The following is a 20,029-nucleotide window of genomic DNA, read 5'->3' as shown; positions in this document are numbered from 1 at the left end:
TTAATTAAACCCGTATGCAATCTGTTTAGTATTTTGCTAATTAATATCCGCAATACAAAAAAAGCTGTTTCCTGATCAGGAAACAGCTTTTTTATTTAAAATTATACAAACATCTCCCATATTTGTTTTAATTATTAACCCATATTCAAAACATAAATATTTATCATTTTATAATATAAATATTACATTTGGCATATATAAACCAAACTGTCGGTTAAATAATTTCTGCAAAGTTTAATAAATATGCAGTTAAAAATGCTTTTCGCCGTCATAATTTACTGCTAATATTATATTTTGCTTCTATTTTGAATATGTATAACTATGATATTCTTAATGATAAGGACCTTATAGCCTTGATGCAGGCAGATAACGAAAAGGCTTTTACCGAGGTTTATAACCGGTACTGGGATAAACTTTTTGCCATTGCTGCTAATAAGATCAGGGATTTGAATGAGGCCGAAGAAATTGTACAGGATATATTTGTTTCGCTTTGGAAAAGACGGAGAGAATTAGGTGTAATTGATACACTAAGCTCATATCTGGCCATATCCGTAAAATACCGGGTAATCAAAATTTTAGATAAACGCAATAATCAGCAAAAATATGCCGACTATAGTTTGCAAGCCCTAACTCTTGCAGATGATTCGACACAGGAATGGCTTGAATTTGAAGAATTAAAAAGCCGTTTGGCCTTATTTGTGGCTGATTTACCTCAAAAATGCAGGTTAGTATATCAATTGAGCCGGGATTCCGGCTTCTCACAAAAACGTATTGCTGCCGAAATGGGTATCTCTGAAAAAACTGTTGAAGCGCATTTAGGTAAAGCCATAAAAACTTTACGCGGCAGGTTAAGCCAGTTTCTGCTGTAAAACACCATCCAAAAAAACAAAGAAAATATATTTCACATTACACTAAGGGATATTGGTTTCACAGCGGACTTACTATTAAACGCCCTGCTGAATGAAAAGCAATATTACCGACAAGAGGTTACAGGAATTAGCTAAAAAATGGCTTGATAAAACCATTACCACCGCAGAGCAACAAGAGTTTGCCGATTGGTATAATTCTGAAAACGACTTGTCTGTAGAGATCCCTAAAGCATTTGCTGATAGCGAAGAAGTATTAAAAGAGCGTATATTAATTAAAATAAACGAGGCTATTAAGCCCGAAAACACCAATATTAAACCTATTATTTTAAAAAGATGGGTATCAATAGCAGCTACCCTGCTGCTATTTAGCTCAATAGGCATATACTACTACAACCATAAATCTCCTTATAAAAAAAATGCATTGGTGCATCAAAGGGTACCGGCAAATAATGACATTAAACCAGGTGGCAACAAGGCTGTTTTAACGCTGGCCAACGGCAATAAAATAAACCTCAATGATATTAAAAACGGGGTACTTACAAACCAGGGCAAAACCCAGGTAAAAAAGGATAAGGACGGATTGATAACCTACCAGGCAATTACCAGCAATGAAAATGAAGCACCTGTTTTTAATACCATCAATATCCCCAAAGGCGGCCAGTTCCAGGTTGTGCTGAGCGATGGTAGTAAGGTTTGGTTAAATTCCGCATCATCAATTACCTTCCCTACTGCTTTTTCAAAAACTGAAAGAAGAATCACTATAAGCGGCGAAGTTTACCTGGAGGTTGCTAAAAATAAAGCATTGCCCTTTAGGGTAGTAACCGGCAAACAAGTAATTGAGGTATTGGGTACGCATTTTAATATAAATGCTTACCCGGATGAACCTGCTATTAAAACCACGCTTGCCGAAGGCAGTGTAAAAGTAATGGCGGATGGCCAAACGGTAATGCTTAAGCCTGAACAACAGTCGGCAGTTATAAATAACCATTCAGAAAATATCAGTGTTAAAACTGTTGATATTGAAAACGTACTGGCCTGGAAAAACGGCAACTTTCAATTTGAAAAAGCCGAGATACCATTTATCATGCGCGAAATTTCGCGCTGGTACAATGTTGATATTAAATACGAAGGTAAAATGCCGCAGCGCATTTTTTCAGGCAGCATATCGCGCAGTGTAAACCTTTCGGAGTTTTTAAGAATGCTGAAATATTCGGGAATTGATTTTAAGATACAGGGGCAAACTATAATTGTTGCTGCCTGATGCCAATCCCCTATTAGTAATAAACCAATACTGCCAGGTTTAACCAGCCGGCTGCTTTAAATAATTATTGCTGCAAGGGCAATAATAAATTATAGATAATATACCAATTACTTACAAAAACAAATTAAGCATGAGAAGATCAATACTTAAAGTACCCTGAACCTGAAATATATTTTTTATGGCAGCCATAAAAAATAACAGATAAAAAAATCCGGGATGCGTTGGAGCGCATTCCCGGATTACATATCTGGGTTACCCGTATCCACAATCGCGAAATTGATAAATAAGTTTTTAACCCAAACATAACAAAACTATGAAATTTAATTTTATGGTGGTGCCACTTAAGCGGTATCATCTGGCCAAAATTTTATTAGCTATGAAGCTAACCGCTATCTTTATTTTTGCTGCTCTGCTAAATGTAAGTGCCAAAACATTTAGCCAAAGTATCAGCATACATCAAAGCAATATATCGGTACAAAAAATACTGAAACTGATTAAAAAGCAAAGCGGATTTAATTATATTTATGATGAAGAGGCTGTGGCCAAAACATCAAAAGTTGATATTGATTTAAACAATGTATCTATTGAGGAGGCATTAAACCAATGCTTTAAAAATCAGCCCCTAACGTATAAAATTTTCCAGCAAACTATTGTTGTAAAGGCCCGTAACCAGCCATCAACCGAGGTTACTGCCCTTCAAAAAATTGAAGGTACGGTAAGCGACGATAAAGGCCCATTACCTGGCGTTAGTGTAAAAGTAAAAAACACACAGCTTGGTGCCGTTACAGACGTTAATGGAAAGTATGTAATTGCACAGGTTGAAGGTAATGCAACACTTGTGTTCTCGTTTATAGGTTATAACACCCAGGAAATTGCTATTAATAACCAGCCAACCGTTGACGTAAAAATGGTTGCATCGTCAAAATCACTGAATGAAGTGGTAGTGGTTGGTTATGGTACACAAAAAAGAGTCGACCTTACAGGCGCAGTAGGTAGTGTAAATGATAAACAACTGCAGGAACGCCCGGCATTAAACCTTGAACAGGAATTAGCCGGTAAAATTGCAGGTGTAAACGTTTCAACTAACTCGGGTGCACCCGGTGGTGAAACAAAAATAAGAATCCGTGGCTACAGCTCAATAAATTCAAGCACCGACCCTTTATATGTTGTTGATGGCGTGGTTTGGACAGAAGGTGGCGCTTCTATTAACCCAAATGATGTAGCAAGTATTGATGTATTAAAAGATGCTTCATCAACCGCTATATATGGTACACGCGGTGCCAACGGTGTAATATTGGTAACCACTAAAAGGGGCAGTGGTAAAAAAGGCGGAACCGTAAGTTATGATGCCTACGGCAGTGTAGGTGTTATGGCTAAGGAGCTAAAAGTGCTTGATGCCAAACAGTTTTTACAGGTTGAGGATCAATCATACGCCAACATAAAAAAATATGACCCGACCGGCTGGGCCGCAGGTAAATACGCGGCTGATGATCCCAAAATTATCAGGACTGCGCTTATCGGTAAACTATTTGATTCAAACTTAAACCCATTATACAATGTGGATTGGCAAAAAGCAGTAACACGTACTGCATACAGCCAAAATCATAATGTTTCGTTTACCGACGGTACCGATAAAATTAACTATGGCTTGTTTTTAAACTATGGCGACGATGAAGGTATAATTTTAAACAGCTACCAAAAACGGTATAATGCCCGTTTAACCTTTGACGACCAGATAAAACCTTGGTTAAAAGTAGGTGCTACCTTAAATTACGATAACAGAGAAACCCGCACTGCTGATGATGGTACAGGTGGTAACAACATCCCCCGGATGATGATTGAAATGCCATCATTTATACCGATCAGGTACCCCGACGGCACTTATGGTAAAAGAACTGATTACCCTAATTTAGAGGGTGGCGATAACCCGGTAGCGCAGGCTAATGAAATTATCTCGTTAGCGTATAACCGCGTTTTTAGTGGTAATGGATATGCAAATATTAACTTTTTCCCGGGGCTTGATTTCCGCAGCACAATTGGTGTAACCACATCAAGCAATACTACGCCCCATTTTCAAAGCGGACTTGTTGGTGGTTCAACAGCTAACCAAACTAACAGTTCGGCATCTATTAACCAGTATAACAATACGTATTGGGAGTGGGAAAATCATTTAACCTACAGCAAGGTATTTAATAAAGTACATTCATTAAACGTGGTTTTAGGTACTGAGCGTCAAAACTTTCAGCAGTTAAGCTCATACGGATCATCACAGGATCTTTCCGATAACTATTACCAATATTTTAATCTTGGTTCAGGTTCTATACCTGGAATACCTACATCAGGTTTTACAGCATGGCAAATGCAATCGTTCTTCGGAAGGATCAACTACGGTTATAAAGACAAATACCTTTTAACCCTTACCGGCCGCGAAGACGGGTCATCACGCTTTGGCGATAAAAACAAATATGGCTTTTTCCCTTCGGCAGCAGTTGCCTGGCGCGTATCTCAGGAAGATTTCTTAAAGGATAACCGGACCATATCTGATTTAAAGCTAAGATTAAGCTACGGCCTTACCGGTAACTCCGAAATTGGTCAATACCAATCATTAGCCAACATCAACACCAACAATTACTTGTTTAATGGCAGTCAGGCCATAGGTACAAATCTTACCAGCATTGGTAATGAGGATTTACAATGGGAAAAAACTGCTGAATACGATTTAGGCGTATCATTTGGCGTATTGAATAACAGGGTAACTGTTGAAGCAGATGCCTACTACAAAAAAACCAAAGCTTTATTACTGAATGCTCCCCTACCCGAAACCAGTGGCTTTAGCAGCGTTTATAAAAACATTGGCAGTATTGAAAATAAGGGAATTGAGATAACAATTAACTCTACCAATATAAAAACCGACAACTTTACGTGGACCACTAATTTTAATATCTCGTTCCTGAAAAATAAGATCCTGGATTTAGGAAGTTCAAATGATGATATATTTTTAGGACCAACCTTTTTATCGCAATTTAACCTGATGCGCGTAGGCCAGCCGGCCGGCGAGTTTTGGGGATACAAAGTATTAGGTACCTGGAGCACAACAGAAGCCACCCAGGCTGCCAAGTATGGCCTGTTACCCGGTGATTTAAAAATTTGGGATAAAAACGGTGATGGTAAAATTACCGCCGATGATAAAACGGTATTAGGTAAATCAACACCTGATGGTTATGGGACGTTCACCAATAATTTCCGTTACAAAAACTTCGATTTAGGTGTTGAGCTACAGTTTGATTACGGTAACCAGATCATGAACTTGACCAAACACTCAGGCCAGGACAGAACAGGGCAAGCAAACAGCTACGCTACTGTACTTAATGCATGGACACCGGAAAATCAAAACACCAGTATTGCCGAAGACCGCCCGGCTTATGTAAGATATCAAACCGAAATATACTCAACCAAGGTTGAGAACGGATCTTTCGTGAGGGGTAAAACAGTAACATTGGGTTATACCTTCCCTACAGCATCTATTACTAAATTAAAATTGAGCAGGCTGCGCTTATATGCACAGGCTCAAAACTTGTTCCTGATTACTAAATACTCCGGTTACGACCCCGAAACTTCAACCTATAACGGCAGCAGTAACTTTACCCAGGGTATTCAGTTTTATGACTATCCTAAACCGCGTACTTATCTGCTTGGTTTAAATGCAAGTTTTTAATTAAATCTTAAAATACAGAATCATGAAATTTAATTTAAAAAAATATAAAATAGGGGTTAGCTTAATTATCCTTGCTCTAATGGTAAGCAGTTGCAAGAAATACCTGGTCGAAAAAGACAATAGCAACTTCGTAAAAAGCAACTATTTTACCACTGGCTCACAGGCACAAACCTTTGTAAATGGTATTTACAGCCAGCTTCACTTGTTTCAAAATGGTGATGCTTATGGCGAAAGCCCTTTTATTACCATTGAGTTATTTGCCGGCCATGCTACCTCGTTGGGCCAGAGTGTCAATAACAGCAACGTAATAAACCAGCGTACAGATGCTGTTAACCCGGGCTTTGAGGATGTTTGGCAAAACAGTTATAATGCAATAGCTAATGCCAATTTAGCTATTGCCAATATCCCATCTATCAATATGGATGCTGCCTTAAAGAAAAAGTTATTAGGCGAGGTTTATTTTTTAAGGGCATTTTTTTACTACCACTTGGTTAGGCTTTATGGCGATGTGCCATTGATTACCACACCAGTTACGGTTGATAGTCCTGATCTTTATCCTGCACGTAACACTGTTGCCCAGGTTTACCCGCAGATAATTACTGATTTACAAACTGCTGAAGCATCAGGCATGCCTGAAATAGACCAAACCGGAAGAATATCATTAGGTGCCGTACGTACTTTACTGGCAAGTGTTTACCTTACTACAGCAGGCTACCCAATGCAGGTTACCGCTAATTATGCTTTAGCTGCTGCCGAGGCGCAAAAAGTATTAACTGATTATAATTTGTTTACTGACTATGCATTTTTGCACGATAATGCACATAAAAACCAGGGAGAGCTTATTTTTCAGGGGCAGTATTTGGTAGGCGTTTCAACCAATGCCATACCACAGCTTACCGTTCCGTTTAACTTACCGGTAGGCGCTTATGGTGATCACCTTGGAGCCATGATACCAACAAACCAGTTTTTTAACAGCTACGAAACCGGAGATTTGCGTACCAAAGAACGTGAGTTTTACTTTTCCAGCTATCCGCAATATGGTGATACCACCAAGACTGTTGTTTTTGGCGAACATTGCCTTTACAAGTACTTCCACGTTGAAAGTGCTTTGGGTAATGGCCAGAGTGATGAAAACTGGACTTTTTTACGTCTTCCGGAAGCTATGCTAATTTTTGCCGAAGCGAGCAACGAGGTAAGTGGCCCAACAACTGATGCTTATACCCAGATCAATAAAATAAGGGCACGCGCACAGTTACCTGCGTTGAGCGGCTTATCACAAGACCAGTTTAGGCAGGCTATATGGAAAGAACGCTATCATGAATTGGCTTACGAGAATAAAGCTTACTTTGATATACAGCGTACGCACATGATATACGATGTGATCAATAATAAATTCGGCGATGCCATGTCGACCCCTAACGAGCAGGGCGTAACTATGAAATCGCAGTATTTATTATGGCCTATCCCTCAAAGAGAAATAAATACCAATAAAAAACTCACCCAAAATACAGGCTGGTAACCTTTTTAAAATACTACACAAAACCCCACATAACTGTGGGGTTTTTGTTTTTTAGCACTAATGTTTCTGAAACAATATTATTTCTTCATCACTAACTTTATGGCAGCGGTATCCCCTACTATTTTACCATAGCTGCTTGATACCATGCAGGAATTATAATAATGAATCCCTCCGTAAAAGCGGGCCATCGCAGTTTCTTTTGCCGCATCCCTGAAAGATTTAAACGACCTGCTCTTAATTCCAAATTCAAGCTCTGAGGTGTCCGTATAAGCAATATTTTCACCAAAAACACTGGTTAATGCTTCTGCAGCCGATGCTGATATGGTGCAATGACCGCAGGTATATTCAGGGAAAGGCGGCGTTTGCAAATGCGGGCGCCATTCGGGGTCAAAATACTTATCAATAATAGTTTCGGGGCGCACTGTTTTGTAAGTATACTTTGCCGACCACGATTCAATAAATGCATCAAACAAAGCAATAGCCGTTTTTGCAAAGGCATACACCGTGGTATTAAAATCAGCATGTGTTTGTTTAGCACCAATACCCGCAATACTTAACCAATGCCCCGCAGGCGAAAACTTTTTGGTGATAAACATAAGGTGGCCTGATACATTCAGTTTTTGAGGGTTATCATCCCAAAAATCGGCCATGTGTTTTTGATCTGCTGTAAGACTATCTACCGCGTTTTTTATTTTGATAACCCCCTTGTAATACGCACTGTTTTTATCAGTTACATTAAATTCAGGCGGTGGCGGTACGCTGTATTCGCGCGCATCGTGCATCGCCATTGTTCTTATTTCGCCCCAATGCGGTTCAACTGCTTCGGTATAGCCCGGCGCGGTAGGTACCCATCTCCCAACAGAATCATTAATGGCAAATTTTGCTTCGGTACGGGTTCGTGCGTAATTATCACCCTTGCTCCATTTCATAACAGATTGTGCTACATCCTTTGCATAAAACTCTGAATTTTCAACAACATCACCGGGCATGCCATGTTGTAAAGCGAGCTGGTGCAAACTGTCTGTATAATTTTTCATACTTCCTTCGGGGAAAGTAACAGCCTCGCCCACTTTGCAAAAAGCCAGTATGGCGGCGTATTCAAAATCAATGGGTTTGCCAGAAGTGGGTTTTGCTATAGTTTTTAAACCATTAAGCTGCTCAACTAATGATCTGTATTTGTCAGGATAACCAGCTGCAATTACTTCATAGCCTGCAATAGTAGCATATGCATAGCTGCGAGATGCCACCACAGGCGTAAAATTATTGCCCATTACAACGCGGTTTAATTCATGTACGGTACGGCTGTAAAGCTGCGGATCATGTAAAATGTTTTTATAGTCTGCTTTTTTACAGGATGTAATTATGGTAATAACACCGGCAGCAAAACAATAAAAATATCTCATAAAGTAAAATCTGCTATTTAATAACATAGGTCTTTTTATCGGGGCCCACTCCAGTAATGGTTAATGATTTCCAATTAGCAGGTAACTTACTTTTTACCTGCGATATGCCTGCCGGTGTAATATCCAGCCCGCCAAAACCCATCAGCAAGCTTTGTACAATACCGCCGGCACCTGTGGCAAAGTATGGGTTGGTACCACCCTTGGTTTCGGCAATAACCCTGAACGGCGGGTTTAGATTTGGCTCATAAGCATCTTTAAAAAAATGATAAGCTTTATCGCCATTACCCAGCCTGGCATATAGCAAAGCAAATACGGCCTGTGTCATAGCTGGTGTACCTTCGTTGGGTACACGGGTTTCATAATATTCTAAATCCTTTTTTATCTGTGCCGGGTTGCTGATAGTTTTTAGCGGATAGGCCAGTAAATTAACATCAGCCTGTTTAATCCCCTCTCCATTATAGGTTGCAAACTCGCGGGTTACACCATTTTCCATTTTCAGGATAGGGATATTTTGCGCTACGTTTTGCCAATCGGCATCAGCTGCAACACCTAATATTTTTGCAGCAGCCGTTGCATTTTGCAAATTGGCTATTGCCGCGGCATTGGTAAAGGCATTGTTATCAACGTTTTCTGCCCATTCATCGGCAGCTACCACATCTTTTATATCATAGTGACCGGAGCCATTACGCTCTACCCGGCTGGCCCAAAAATCAGCCGTTGCCGATAGGATTGGCCAGCCTTTTTCCCTTAACCAATTTTTATCCTGCGTTACGCAATAATAACTCCATGCGGCCAGGGCTACATCCGCGGTAATATGGTGTTCAAAAGGGCCGCTTAATGCCCATACGGGTGTTTCCTCTACCCCACTATCTGCACTTTCCCAAGGGAACATGGCACCCTTATAGCCGTGCGCAAATGCATTTTGCTTGGCATTTGCCAAACGCTGGTAACGGTACTCCACCAACGATTTTGCAATTTCAGGATGTAAAACCAACAATGCCGGGTACATCCATATATCAGCATCCCAAAAAACATGGCCGTTATAACCTAAACCCGACAAACCCATTGGCGAGGGTGAATAGGCTGTACCTGCCCGCGAAAATGAATATAAATGATACAGCATGCTGTGCACATCCTGTTGTGCCTGCGCGTCGCCATCAATTTTAATATCGCTGGCCCATAAGCTGCTCCATGCTTTGTTATGGTATTCAATTAACCTGTCCCTGCCCTCTAACTTTGCAAACATGGTTAAACGCTCGGCCTGGTTAAGCGGGTCGGCATCATGCGCCGAGGTAATGGACGAGCCGGCAACCGCATAGCGGTAAGTTTGCCCTGCCGCAATTGCCTTGCTGAATTTCATGAGGTGCATATTGCTATCCCACATTTCATGTATAATTCTGGGCTCCTGTCCATGTGGCTCATTAAACAAAAAGGTATTTGATGCGCATAAAAGTAATTTGCCTGTAGGGCTTTTTGCGGTGGAGGTTAACAAACTGATAGTTACGTGCGGCCTGTCAATTTCGTTATAATAATTCTGAACCTCTTTCAAAGCATCCGGGGCTTCCATAATGCTGGCGGCTGTAATATTGATTGCTTTTTTAGCAGTTATGGAAATATCCATCAATACCGTAAAAGGGAGTTGGCGCAAAGAGTAATAGGTGTATTTTATAGAGGCCGCATCGCCATAATCAAAAGTGGTAGTAAATGATGCGTGCTGCATATCCAACTCCTGCTTAAAATTACTGATATTTTTTGCGTCGATGCGTTTGCCATCAATCTCCAAATACATGTTGAGCAGGTTAAAGCTATTTAAAAAGTTGCTTACACGCCCACGGCCATACAGATCATAGGCACCAGCAAGCACTACGTTTTTTACTTTAAAAGGCTCGGGCGATGAAACTATACCGATCATCCCGTTTGCCACCGTAACCCCGTAATAATTAGCCGGATCAATTTTATCCGCTTTAATTAGCCATTCGTCTTGTGCCTGCAGGTTGCTGCTGCCTAAAACTCCTAACCCAAATAACAATGCGATAACCTTATACATATTTAATTAGTTAGCTTAAAAAACTCCATTTGTTTATTGTTAAAAGCGACCACGTATATAATGCCCTGCTTTGTTTTTATTGGCCTGATGTCCCTAACCTCGCCCCGCAGTAAAAACCCCGAGGATACGGGCGATATATTTTTAAACCCGTTGTTTTTATCAGGCATCAGTACGTCGCCGTAATCGGCGTCATAACGCCCCTCGTAAGGCAATACGCCATAAAAGTTACCACCCGCTAATATTCCTTTATTTGAACCCGCTAATACTGCAAAGCCAAACAAGGGCGATACTTGTGCCGATGCAGGAAAAGTCTTAAATTTAAAATTACCCTTCCCCATATTGTAAAACACGCCGGATGCAAAATCATTTACATGTAAGGGATGATGATCGGTTAACGAATCGCCAAACAGCTCATCAACTGATTTCCCGGCAAAATCATGATAGTATAAAAACTTCTTTTTAATGATCGGCACTTGTTTTTCAATTTCACCTTTACCTAAAAAAGTATAGTCTTTTTGATCAATACTATAGGTTAATAACGGATCAACAGTGCCGTTTTTATCAAGGTCTGATAAATATAGTTTTACAGGGTCAGCAATAGTAGGTTTCAATTTAGAGTTTAGCCCATAGTTGCCTGCTATAATATCTGTTTTACCATCGCCGTCAACATCCGCAAGGGTTATTCTTTGCCACCAGCCACTTTGCTGCTCCATACTCCCGGTATGCTGCTGAATAAATTTGCCTTTCCTGTTCATAAAAACCTTAACGGGCATCCACTCCCCGGCAACAACCAGATCGGGCCAGCCATCATTATCAAGGTCGGCAAAGGCTGCCGAGCGGATCATACCTGCATATTTCAGTTCAGCAGGGATCTGTGCTTTATGGTAATTACCATGCCCGTCGTTCATCAGCAAATACGATTCTGGTATTTTTCCATAGCCTCTAAAGGCGGGGGCACCGCTTACAAAAATATCCGGGTAGCCATCGTGGTTTACATCGGCTATTGCTACTGCCGATTTGTTAAGCTTAATAGCGGGGATAGCATCCGACCGTTTAAAATTACCCTTGCCATCATTAATATATAATCTATCAGCCAGTTCAGCCGTACCATCGGGTAACTCATTGCCGCCGCTAACAACGTACAGATCAAGGTTACCATTATGTTTAGTATCCAAAAAAACAGCGTCAACACCTTCATATCCGGCATCGGCTATAAAAGCAGGCTGTACCGAAGCTTTAAAACTGCCGCCAGCGGTTTGCAAAAACAAAGCACCTGCTTGCCCCTTCGCGCCACAAACATAAAAATCTTCCAGCCCATCATGGTTTACATCGCCAACAGCTATGCGTGGTCCTTCGGTTGATAGCATGTGCGGGATTAGCGGCTGCTGGTTAAAATCAACAAAATCATTTTCCTGGTGCTTCCAGTTAACCTGCATTTCAGCAGTTATATTCTTTAAAACTGGCTTCGCCCGAGGGAAAAACTTGTTGTAAATAAAATGTCCGTGGACGTCCTTTTCATCAAGCGTTAAAAGTTTGTTGGTTTTTACATTTTTGATGACCTGATAGCTTTGGTTGGGCCAAACAATAAGCAAGCTATCAATCGTCTTGTCTTTCCCGAAACCGAAATGCAGTTTGGGTTCAACAGATGATTGAAATCCCCGCGTAAGCATCAGCTGCTCATATTGCATTTGTTTCCCAGTAAAGGCATAAGCTTTTACCCCAACGCCGAAATGATTATCCTGCCGCCCTATAAACTTCAGGCTTAAATAATTACTGCCCGAGGTTGAATTTCTGTAGATACAGGCCTCACTGTTCATGTTATTAGTCACCAGATCCAGCTTGCCGTCATTATTTAAATCGGCGTAAGCGGCACCGTTCGAGAGCATGGCATCCTGTATTCCCCATGCGGTACTTTTATCAATAAATTTTTCACTTTTTGTTCCTTTATACAAATAACTGCGGGCCTCGCCAGTGGGCATTTTATCAAGTACCACACTGTCCATGTTGGTGGTATTTAATAGCATGCCCTGTACCGCTTCATTTGATACGTAGCTAACATAATCCATATCGGTAGCGCGGCGCTTTATCCCATTGGCTATAAACAGATCCTTAATACCATCGTTATCAAAATCGGCCAGCAGCGGGCTCCAGCTCCAATCGGTGGCGGCTATGCCATTTTGAAGCCCAACATCGCTGAATGCTTCCCCATTGCCCAGGTTTTTTTGAAGACAGTTGCGTGAGTACTGGTACTGAAACCCACCGCGCAGGATCTTAAACTTATATTGATCGTAGGACTCATCGCCGCCATACGTTTTTAATATATTTTCCTCACCGGGTAACATATCAACCGTAACCATGTCAAGCTGACCATCATTGTTAAAATCAGCCATATCATTACCCATACTGAACCTGCTGTAATGGTTAAAATGCTTAGCGCCCGATTCTGTAAACGTACCATCATGGTTGTTGATGTAGTAATAATCATTCTCATGAAAATCATTGCCAACATATATATCTTCCCAGCCATCATTGTTCAAATCACCAACAGCCACACCAAGGCCATAACCCAGCGCACTACTTAAAATGCCTGCCTTTTGGGTAACATCGGTAAAATGATTATTTGTATTAATATAGAGCCTGCTGCCTGCCTGTTTGCTTGGTTTTTTCCGTAAAGAAGTATCGCCATATAATGCAACCGAATGATCAGACTGATTGAGCAGAAAGCAATCCAATTTACCATCGTGATTTGCATCAAAAAAGGCTGCCTGTGTGGAGTATCCCGAAAAATCAAGCCCGTATTTGGCAGATTGTTCTGTAAAAGTACCATCGTGGTTATTGATGTACAATAAATTATGCCCTTTAAGCCCAAATTTGCCCGCTACTGCGCAAACATAAATATCAAGGTAGCCATCGTTATTAACATCGGCCATAGTAACACCTGTGCTCCAGTCATTGGTTCCGGCTACGCCTGCCTTTTGGGTAATGTCTTCAAATTTATAATTGCCTTTATTTAGGTAGAGCTTGTTTCCGCCTTTTTGGTTCGATGTAAAAAAAATATCAGGCAAGCCATCGTTATTAATATCGCCTATGGCAACGCCGCCACCATTGTAATAATACAGGTAATCTAAAATGCCAGGCTTTGCATTATCGCTGATGTGATTTATAAAGTGGATATTGGTTTGCGATGATGGCAGCAGCTTAAACATAGTTTCGGGCGGCTTTTTGCAGGCAACCACTATTAGGCAGCAAATGATAATAAAGGGCCTGATCTGTTTCATACTTGATTTAATCATCATCAAAAAACAGGGTAGGTAAGCTTAAAATCTGCCATATCACTACCCTGGGCAGGGAATTTACCCTCAAATATTTCAAAAGGGGCAATTTTAACATGAAAATATTTATCCTGAATGTATTTCCCTATTGCTGTATAAACTTTTTGCCGGTCAAAATATTTTCCTTTAAAATCTGCCATCAACACTTTTGTTGCAGGGATTTTCATGTACAGAAAATCATTATCGCTAACAATAGCTGCATCTACAGGCATCCCCACCATCATTTGAACAGAATCATTTTGCTTATTAAGGTACTGGACCATTAAGGGCCCCGTCTGTTTTAAATGCTTTAGTAAAATATAACTATTCAGCTGTTGTTCCATTTCAAAAGCCTGCGTAAACAGCTCTTTTGAAAGAAACGTTTTACGCTTAACAATTATCTTCTTCTCGTCTAAAAAACCTTCTCTTATGTTAAACCCATAGTACAGTTTGGGGTCTTCCATATAATGCTTAAAATCACGTATGCCTGTTTTATTTAAGCCGGACTTTTTTAATGCGGTAAAAAAGTGCTTTATGATATTACTTTTAAAGTTAACTATTATGGTGGTGCTTAGGCCGATACTATCCGGAATAATTGTATAGCTGTAATTGAAATTATTATTGGCCAGCATACTGTTTACCAGTATGGTATTACTGTATAGATGTTTTACTAAAAAATAGCCATCAGGGAGGCTAAATTTAAAACCCTGCGCTACGGGAGTTGCTTTGTATAAAGCAGAGTCGCGGATAAAAGATTTGCTTATAACCGGATGCCATTTTTGCCAGCCTTTAGCATTAACTACCTGCTGAAAACAATTGAAATATGAAGCGTTGATTTTTACGGCAATTTCTTCATTAAACGGAATTAAAGCAATGGCAACAAGTATGGTAAACAATAACAGGAAAAGCAGTAATATTTTTTTCATGTAAAGAAATAACCCCTGGTAAACTTTAAAACCCCAATGTGAATTTACAGCTTCAAATATCAATTAAACAATAATGGAACAGCCGAAGCTGTTCCAAATTCTCAAAATCAAACTCAAATAAATTATTATTAGTTACCGTATCCCGGGTTTTGCGCCAGTAAGGGGTTAGTATTTCTTTGTGGTTGAGGTATGGGGAAAACTAAGGTATGATTATCTGCATCCTGCGTTTTGGTTGGTACCCGTGCACCGGTATAGTAATGTGTACCGCTTGCTACTTCAAACCTGATCAGGTCGTTCCTTCTCCAGCCTTCCCAGGCAAACTCATGGCCGCGTTCTTTAAGCAAATCATCCAATGTAAGTGTACTTAAAGCTGGCAAACCTGCTCTTGATCTGATCAAATTCACATTGATTAGTGCATTTGCTACGTCGCCCATTCTCAAAGAAGCTTCGGCCGACATCATATAAGCATCTGCAAGGCGGAATCTCACCCCGTCGTTACTGGTACCTGAGCCACCTGTACCTGGTTGCGGCTGGTACTTAACACTACGCGCACCTGCATAAGCAAAGCTATCTGCAGGGTTGCTTAATTCAAGCACGTATTTGCTAAGTGTGGTAAGCGGTGCAAGTGGTGGCTGTATCAACGCGCCTGTTGATGTGTATTGCGGACCTACTATCCACATTTTTTTACGCAGATCGGCATTGTCGAACGAATCGTAAAAGGCTGTGGGTGCGCAAAAGCCGTTGTAAGGCTGGTTCACTAAATTGTAGGTATAAATATTGTTATAATTCAGGGTGTACATTTGAATTACGTTACCCCCGATATTTGGATTATTGAAAGGGATAACAAAAATATTTTCGACCGATGTGCGGTTATTATAACTAAAGTTATCAAAAAAGTTAGGCTGAAGGCTGTATTTGCCTGATGCGATAACCATATTGGCATACTTTAAAGCATTGGCCCAATCGGCTGTACCTGTATAAACCTGTGCATTTAAATACAACTTGGCCAACAGCATATAACCACCCCACTGATTCATGTGGCCGTAGTTAGCCGGGGTTGTTGTTGCATTATCGGCAGATAATAACGGTATATTCTTTATTAGATCATTAACCAGGTAAGCATAAATATCAGCTCTTTTAACCTGTGCAAGGCTTGCGCTGGTACTGTAGGCTGTTACTAATGGAATGTTACCATATAGATCTGTCATTAAAAATATATAGTAATCTCTTAAAACACTAATCTCGGCAATAAGAGCGGGTGCATTTGCAGGCTTTGTTGCCAGGCCATTTATAATGCTGATCACAAAGTTACACTTGGTTATACCATTACTCAGATCTGTCCACCCGCCATTATCATTAGCGTTGTTGGCATCAACCGTGTGCAGCCATAACTGCTGGTGCTCGCCGCCATCATACCAATTATTACCACGGGTTGGGATAACCATTTCGTCGGTTGTGGCCTCATTTAGCTGAAACACGCTTTCTGTTTGCAGTGGTGTTGCAGCAGTGTATGCAGGTGCCAACCCGGCAGAAATTTGCGCGGGTGTTTGAAAAAAGTTACCCACAGGTACCACACTATATGTATTTTGAGGCAGCTTTTTACACGACTCTATAAAACTACTACCTGCTGCGAATAACACCAGCAGAAGTAAAATTTTCTTATTCTTCATATCTTATAATTTTTAATAAATTATTAACATCTACTATTTAAATGAAACATTGGTACCAAAAGTGAACGACCTTACCGGCGGATAATAAGCAAAGCCACCGTAATCAGCATCAATATAACTTTGTGATCCTATACCGGTTGAAACCTCCGGATCAAGACCCCTGTATTTGGTAATTGTAAATAAGTTATTGCCAGCAACGTAAACCCTTATAAAATTAACACCCTTAATATGGCTAAAGGTGTAGCCTATAGAGGCGTTATCAAGTTTCAGGAACGATGCATTCTCAAGCCACCTGTCTGATGCAACCGGGCCACTGGTTACGCCATTGGTTAAAGCAGCGCGGGTGGTATTGGTTGATGGCAAACGGGTAACAGACTCGTAATCAAGCAGGGTGTTGTCAAATATCTTCTGTCCGTAAACACCGCGTAAAAAGAAGCTTAAGGTCCAGCTTTGGTAATTAAAGGTATTGCTTAACCCATAATTGAATTTAGGAGCCGGGTCGATATAATGACTTGGCGGAACATTACCTGCCCAGTTGGCAATAGTTTTTCCGTCAAATGTTTCTACTCCCTTTGAATCTACACCTGTGTAATGAGGCAGATAAAATACATAAGGCGAGTAACCCGGCGTTAAGCGTGTTATAGGGTTTGAGCTTAAGCCTTGTCCCTGCGCATTACCCGCATTTATAAAGGTTGTGTTAATAGGTACGCCATTAAGGGAACCTGATAAACTCTGGATCCTGGTTTTTGTAAAGTTGATATTTCCTGAGGCTGTCCAGTTAAGGCCATCACCTTTTAATATCTGGCCGGTTAGCTGGGCTTCAAAGCCTTTATTGGTTAATGATCCAACGTTTGAAAACGTTGTTGGAAAAATATTTGGTGGTTGCGGTACTGAATTGGCAAACAGCAGATCTTTTGTTTTATCGTTATAATAGTTCAGATCTCCCGATAAACGGTCATTAAGCAACGAAAAATCGATACCTACGTTACGGCCAATCCTTGTTTCCCATTTTAAGTTAGGGTTAGGATTTTGGGTAGGTGCATAACTTGATGGATAGATAGCGCTGCCGCTGCTGTTATCCAAAAAGCGTTGCCCTGGGCCTACCAAGCCTAAGTTGGTGTACGGGCCAATACCATTTGCATTACCTGTTTCACCAATTCCGGCCCTTATTTTCAGGTCGCTTATCCAATCTACTTTACTTAACAAATCGCGTTTTAAGCGGTAAGCCAAATCAAATGCAGGGAAATAGCCCGTTTGGTTATTAGCACCGAATTTGCTCGATTTATCACTCCTGATGGAACCTGTAGCATAAAAACGACTATCGTAATTATAATTTATACGGGCAAGATAGGATTGCAGCTCGTATTCGTCTTTGTATGAACCTATAGGATTGCCAACAGGGGTTAAACCGGTACCCAGGTTATTATCCAGGCCCGAAGGAACCAATAACTGTTGTGCCGAAGCATAGTAATTTTGGTTATAAAAAACACTGTACTCATAAACGCCGGTTGCTGAAATGGTGTTTTTACCAAAACGCTTATCATAGTTAATATGAACGTCGCCTTTGTAAGAGTTTGTATTAAACGTAGTATCAGAGGCTACGCTATTGCTGTTTTGTGCCGAAAAACTCGGTATAAACAAATGCGTTTGCACATTATTACGGCTCGATGCTCCGGTAGTACCTAATACAAGGCCGGGAGCTATGGTGTAATTAATGGTAGCATTTATATTTGTTAAATACTCGTTATGCCTGTCGTAGGTGTTTGTTAAATACTGGGCAGGGTTATATGCATTAAAGCCTGCAGCAAAATCATTAAACTGGCCGTTAGGTAACTTAACCGGGATTGTTGGCAAAGCATTAAAAACATAGCCAATATCTGCGTAGTTCACTAAACTCCGGTTGCTGTTAACATTCGAAATTCCTAATATAATATCCAGCTTATCGTTAAGCGCCTTTTGTTCTGCGTTAAAACGGATACCCAATTGTTGTTTTCCACTGTTGATGATAACACCCTGCTGGTTCTGGTAATTTAATGATCCTCGATAGTTGAAACCGCCGCCGCCACCAGATATGGCCAGGTTATTACTTTCAGTATAAGCGGTGCGTGTAATAGCCTTTTGCCAGTTGGTATTGGTATTATCCGATTCGCCCTGGGCAGTTGGCCTGTTGGCCACATCAGGAACAGCCGCCAAATATTCGGGCGTTGTTAACAGGTTATAATATTTGCTTTGGTTAGATACACTTACGTATCCGCTGTAATCAACCACAGTTTTGCCAGCCTTGCCCCTTTTGGTATTTACGATGATAACCCCATTGGCACCACGTGAACCGTAAATAGAAGTTGCCGAGGCATCCTTTAACACATCGTATGATTCAATATCTCCCGGGGCAATATTCTGAAATTCAAGAGCATTATCCAAAGGCACACCATCAACCACAAATAATGGAGATTGATCACCACTAACGGATGTTTGTCCGCGTAAACGTACGGTTGATTTTGCGCCGCCCATTGAACCAATACCGCTGTTTGGATCGCCCCCACCCTGGGTTATAACCAAACCGGCTACCTTACCCTGGATCTGATCGAGCGGGTTAATAATAACGCCCTGGTTAAAATCCTTGGCCGAAATGCTTTCAACCGCGCCGGTAACATCCTTTTTGCGTTGCGAACCGTAACCCACGCTGATAACCACCACTTCGTTTAAAGCAGTTGAAGATGACTGAAGTTTAATGAGGATAGCCTGACCGCTTGTGGCGCTTACTTCCTGGCTGGTAAAGCCTAAAAAAGAAACCACCAGGGTTGTTGTTGATTCGGGAACTGAAAGTTTGAAATTACCGGCGATATCGGTATTGGTTCCAATAGTTGAACCCTTTGCTACTACTGATACTCCCGGCAGCGATGAGCCATCATGAGCATCGGTTACCTTGCCCGAAACTACTTTATTTTGTGCCATAGCTGGCAGCGTAAAGAAGAAACATAAAATGGCAAAATAACCTGCGTTAAGTAAAAATTTTAACTGCATAATTTTTGGTTTGAAATTTAAATTGGCTAAGTAAATGTAACTATAAATTTATTAATTTAATTACCGAATGTATTTAACAATTAATATTAATTCATTGATTAATACCATTGCGCAATACTTAAGGCAAGTAAAAAAATCAAGGAGGTGGATGGTGGTTTTTATTAATTTTAAGCATAGGTAGTATATAGGTTTTTCAAATAAATAAAATGCAGCCAAACAGGCATACAAAAAATTGCATGCGCTTTAATTTTGGTAAAACAGGAGTTAACTCCTTACCGGGTAAC

General features: G+C 40.7%; 10 protein-coding genes. 4 read left to right on the top strand and 6 right to left on the bottom strand.

Annotation, left to right across the window (positions count from 1 at the left end; all coding sequences use genetic code 11):
- Window positions 1–311 precede the first annotated feature (311 nt).
- From ACQY4U_RS10680 to ACQY4U_RS10665, 4 genes are all read left to right on the top strand, one after another.
- A complete protein-coding gene (locus tag ACQY4U_RS10680) occupies window positions 312–869 on the top strand; it encodes an RNA polymerase sigma-70 factor (RefSeq protein ID WP_428329393.1) in 558 nt (185 codons plus the stop codon).
- 91 nt (window positions 870–960) lie between these two features.
- On the top strand, window positions 961–2,130 hold the full coding sequence (locus ACQY4U_RS10675; RefSeq protein WP_428329392.1) for a FecR family protein: 1,170 nt from the start codon (window positions 961–963) through the stop codon (window positions 2,128–2,130).
- Between the two features lie 313 nt (window positions 2,131–2,443).
- Window positions 2,444–5,845, top strand: coding sequence for a TonB-dependent receptor (locus ACQY4U_RS10670; RefSeq protein WP_428329391.1), 3,402 nt, complete (start codon window positions 2,444–2,446; stop codon window positions 5,843–5,845).
- Between the two features lie 22 nt (window positions 5,846–5,867).
- A complete protein-coding gene (locus tag ACQY4U_RS10665; protein ID WP_428329390.1) occupies window positions 5,868–7,364 on the top strand; it encodes a RagB/SusD family nutrient uptake outer membrane protein in 1,497 nt (498 codons plus the stop codon).
- Window positions 7,365–7,441: 77 nt separating this feature from the next.
- Here the strand turns inward: ACQY4U_RS10665 and ACQY4U_RS10660 are convergent, their stop codons facing one another.
- The 6 genes from ACQY4U_RS10660 to ACQY4U_RS10635 all read right to left on the bottom strand — a co-directional run bounded on the left by ACQY4U_RS10660 (window position 7,442) and on the right by ACQY4U_RS10635 (window position 19,745).
- Entirely contained in the window at window positions 7,442–8,767 is a 1,326-nt protein-coding gene (locus ACQY4U_RS10660) for a vanadium-dependent haloperoxidase (protein ID WP_428329388.1), read from the bottom strand.
- A 13-nt stretch (window positions 8,768–8,780) separates the two neighbouring features.
- A complete protein-coding gene (locus tag ACQY4U_RS10655; RefSeq protein WP_428329387.1) occupies window positions 8,781–10,814 on the bottom strand; it encodes a glycosyl hydrolase family 95 catalytic domain-containing protein in 2,034 nt (677 codons plus the stop codon).
- Between the two features lie 2 nt (window positions 10,815–10,816).
- On the bottom strand, window positions 10,817–14,110 hold the full coding sequence (locus tag ACQY4U_RS10650) for a VCBS repeat-containing protein (RefSeq protein ID WP_428329386.1): 3,294 nt from the start codon (window positions 14,108–14,110) through the stop codon (window positions 10,817–10,819).
- Complete coding sequence (locus ACQY4U_RS10645; RefSeq protein ID WP_428329385.1) at window positions 14,110–15,051, bottom strand: hypothetical protein; 942 nt, start codon at window positions 15,049–15,051, stop codon at window positions 14,110–14,112. Before ACQY4U_RS10645 ends, ACQY4U_RS10650 begins: the two co-directional genes overlap by 1 nt.
- A 128-nt stretch (window positions 15,052–15,179) precedes the next feature.
- Window positions 15,180–16,721, bottom strand: coding sequence for a RagB/SusD family nutrient uptake outer membrane protein (locus ACQY4U_RS10640; RefSeq protein ID WP_428329384.1), 1,542 nt, complete (start codon window positions 16,719–16,721; stop codon window positions 15,180–15,182).
- Window positions 16,722–16,754: 33 nt separating this feature from the next.
- On the bottom strand, window positions 16,755–19,745 hold the full coding sequence (locus tag ACQY4U_RS10635; protein WP_428329383.1) for a SusC/RagA family TonB-linked outer membrane protein: 2,991 nt from the start codon (window positions 19,743–19,745) through the stop codon (window positions 16,755–16,757).
- Window positions 19,746–20,029: the final 284 nt, after the last annotated feature.

The sequence above is a fragment of the Mucilaginibacter sp. genome, from assembly GCF_965277465.1.
GTDB lineage: Bacteria > Bacteroidota > Bacteroidia > Sphingobacteriales > Sphingobacteriaceae > Mucilaginibacter.
The sequence above is the reverse complement of the archived record's forward strand: the minus strand, read 5'-3'. Positions and strand labels throughout refer to the sequence as shown.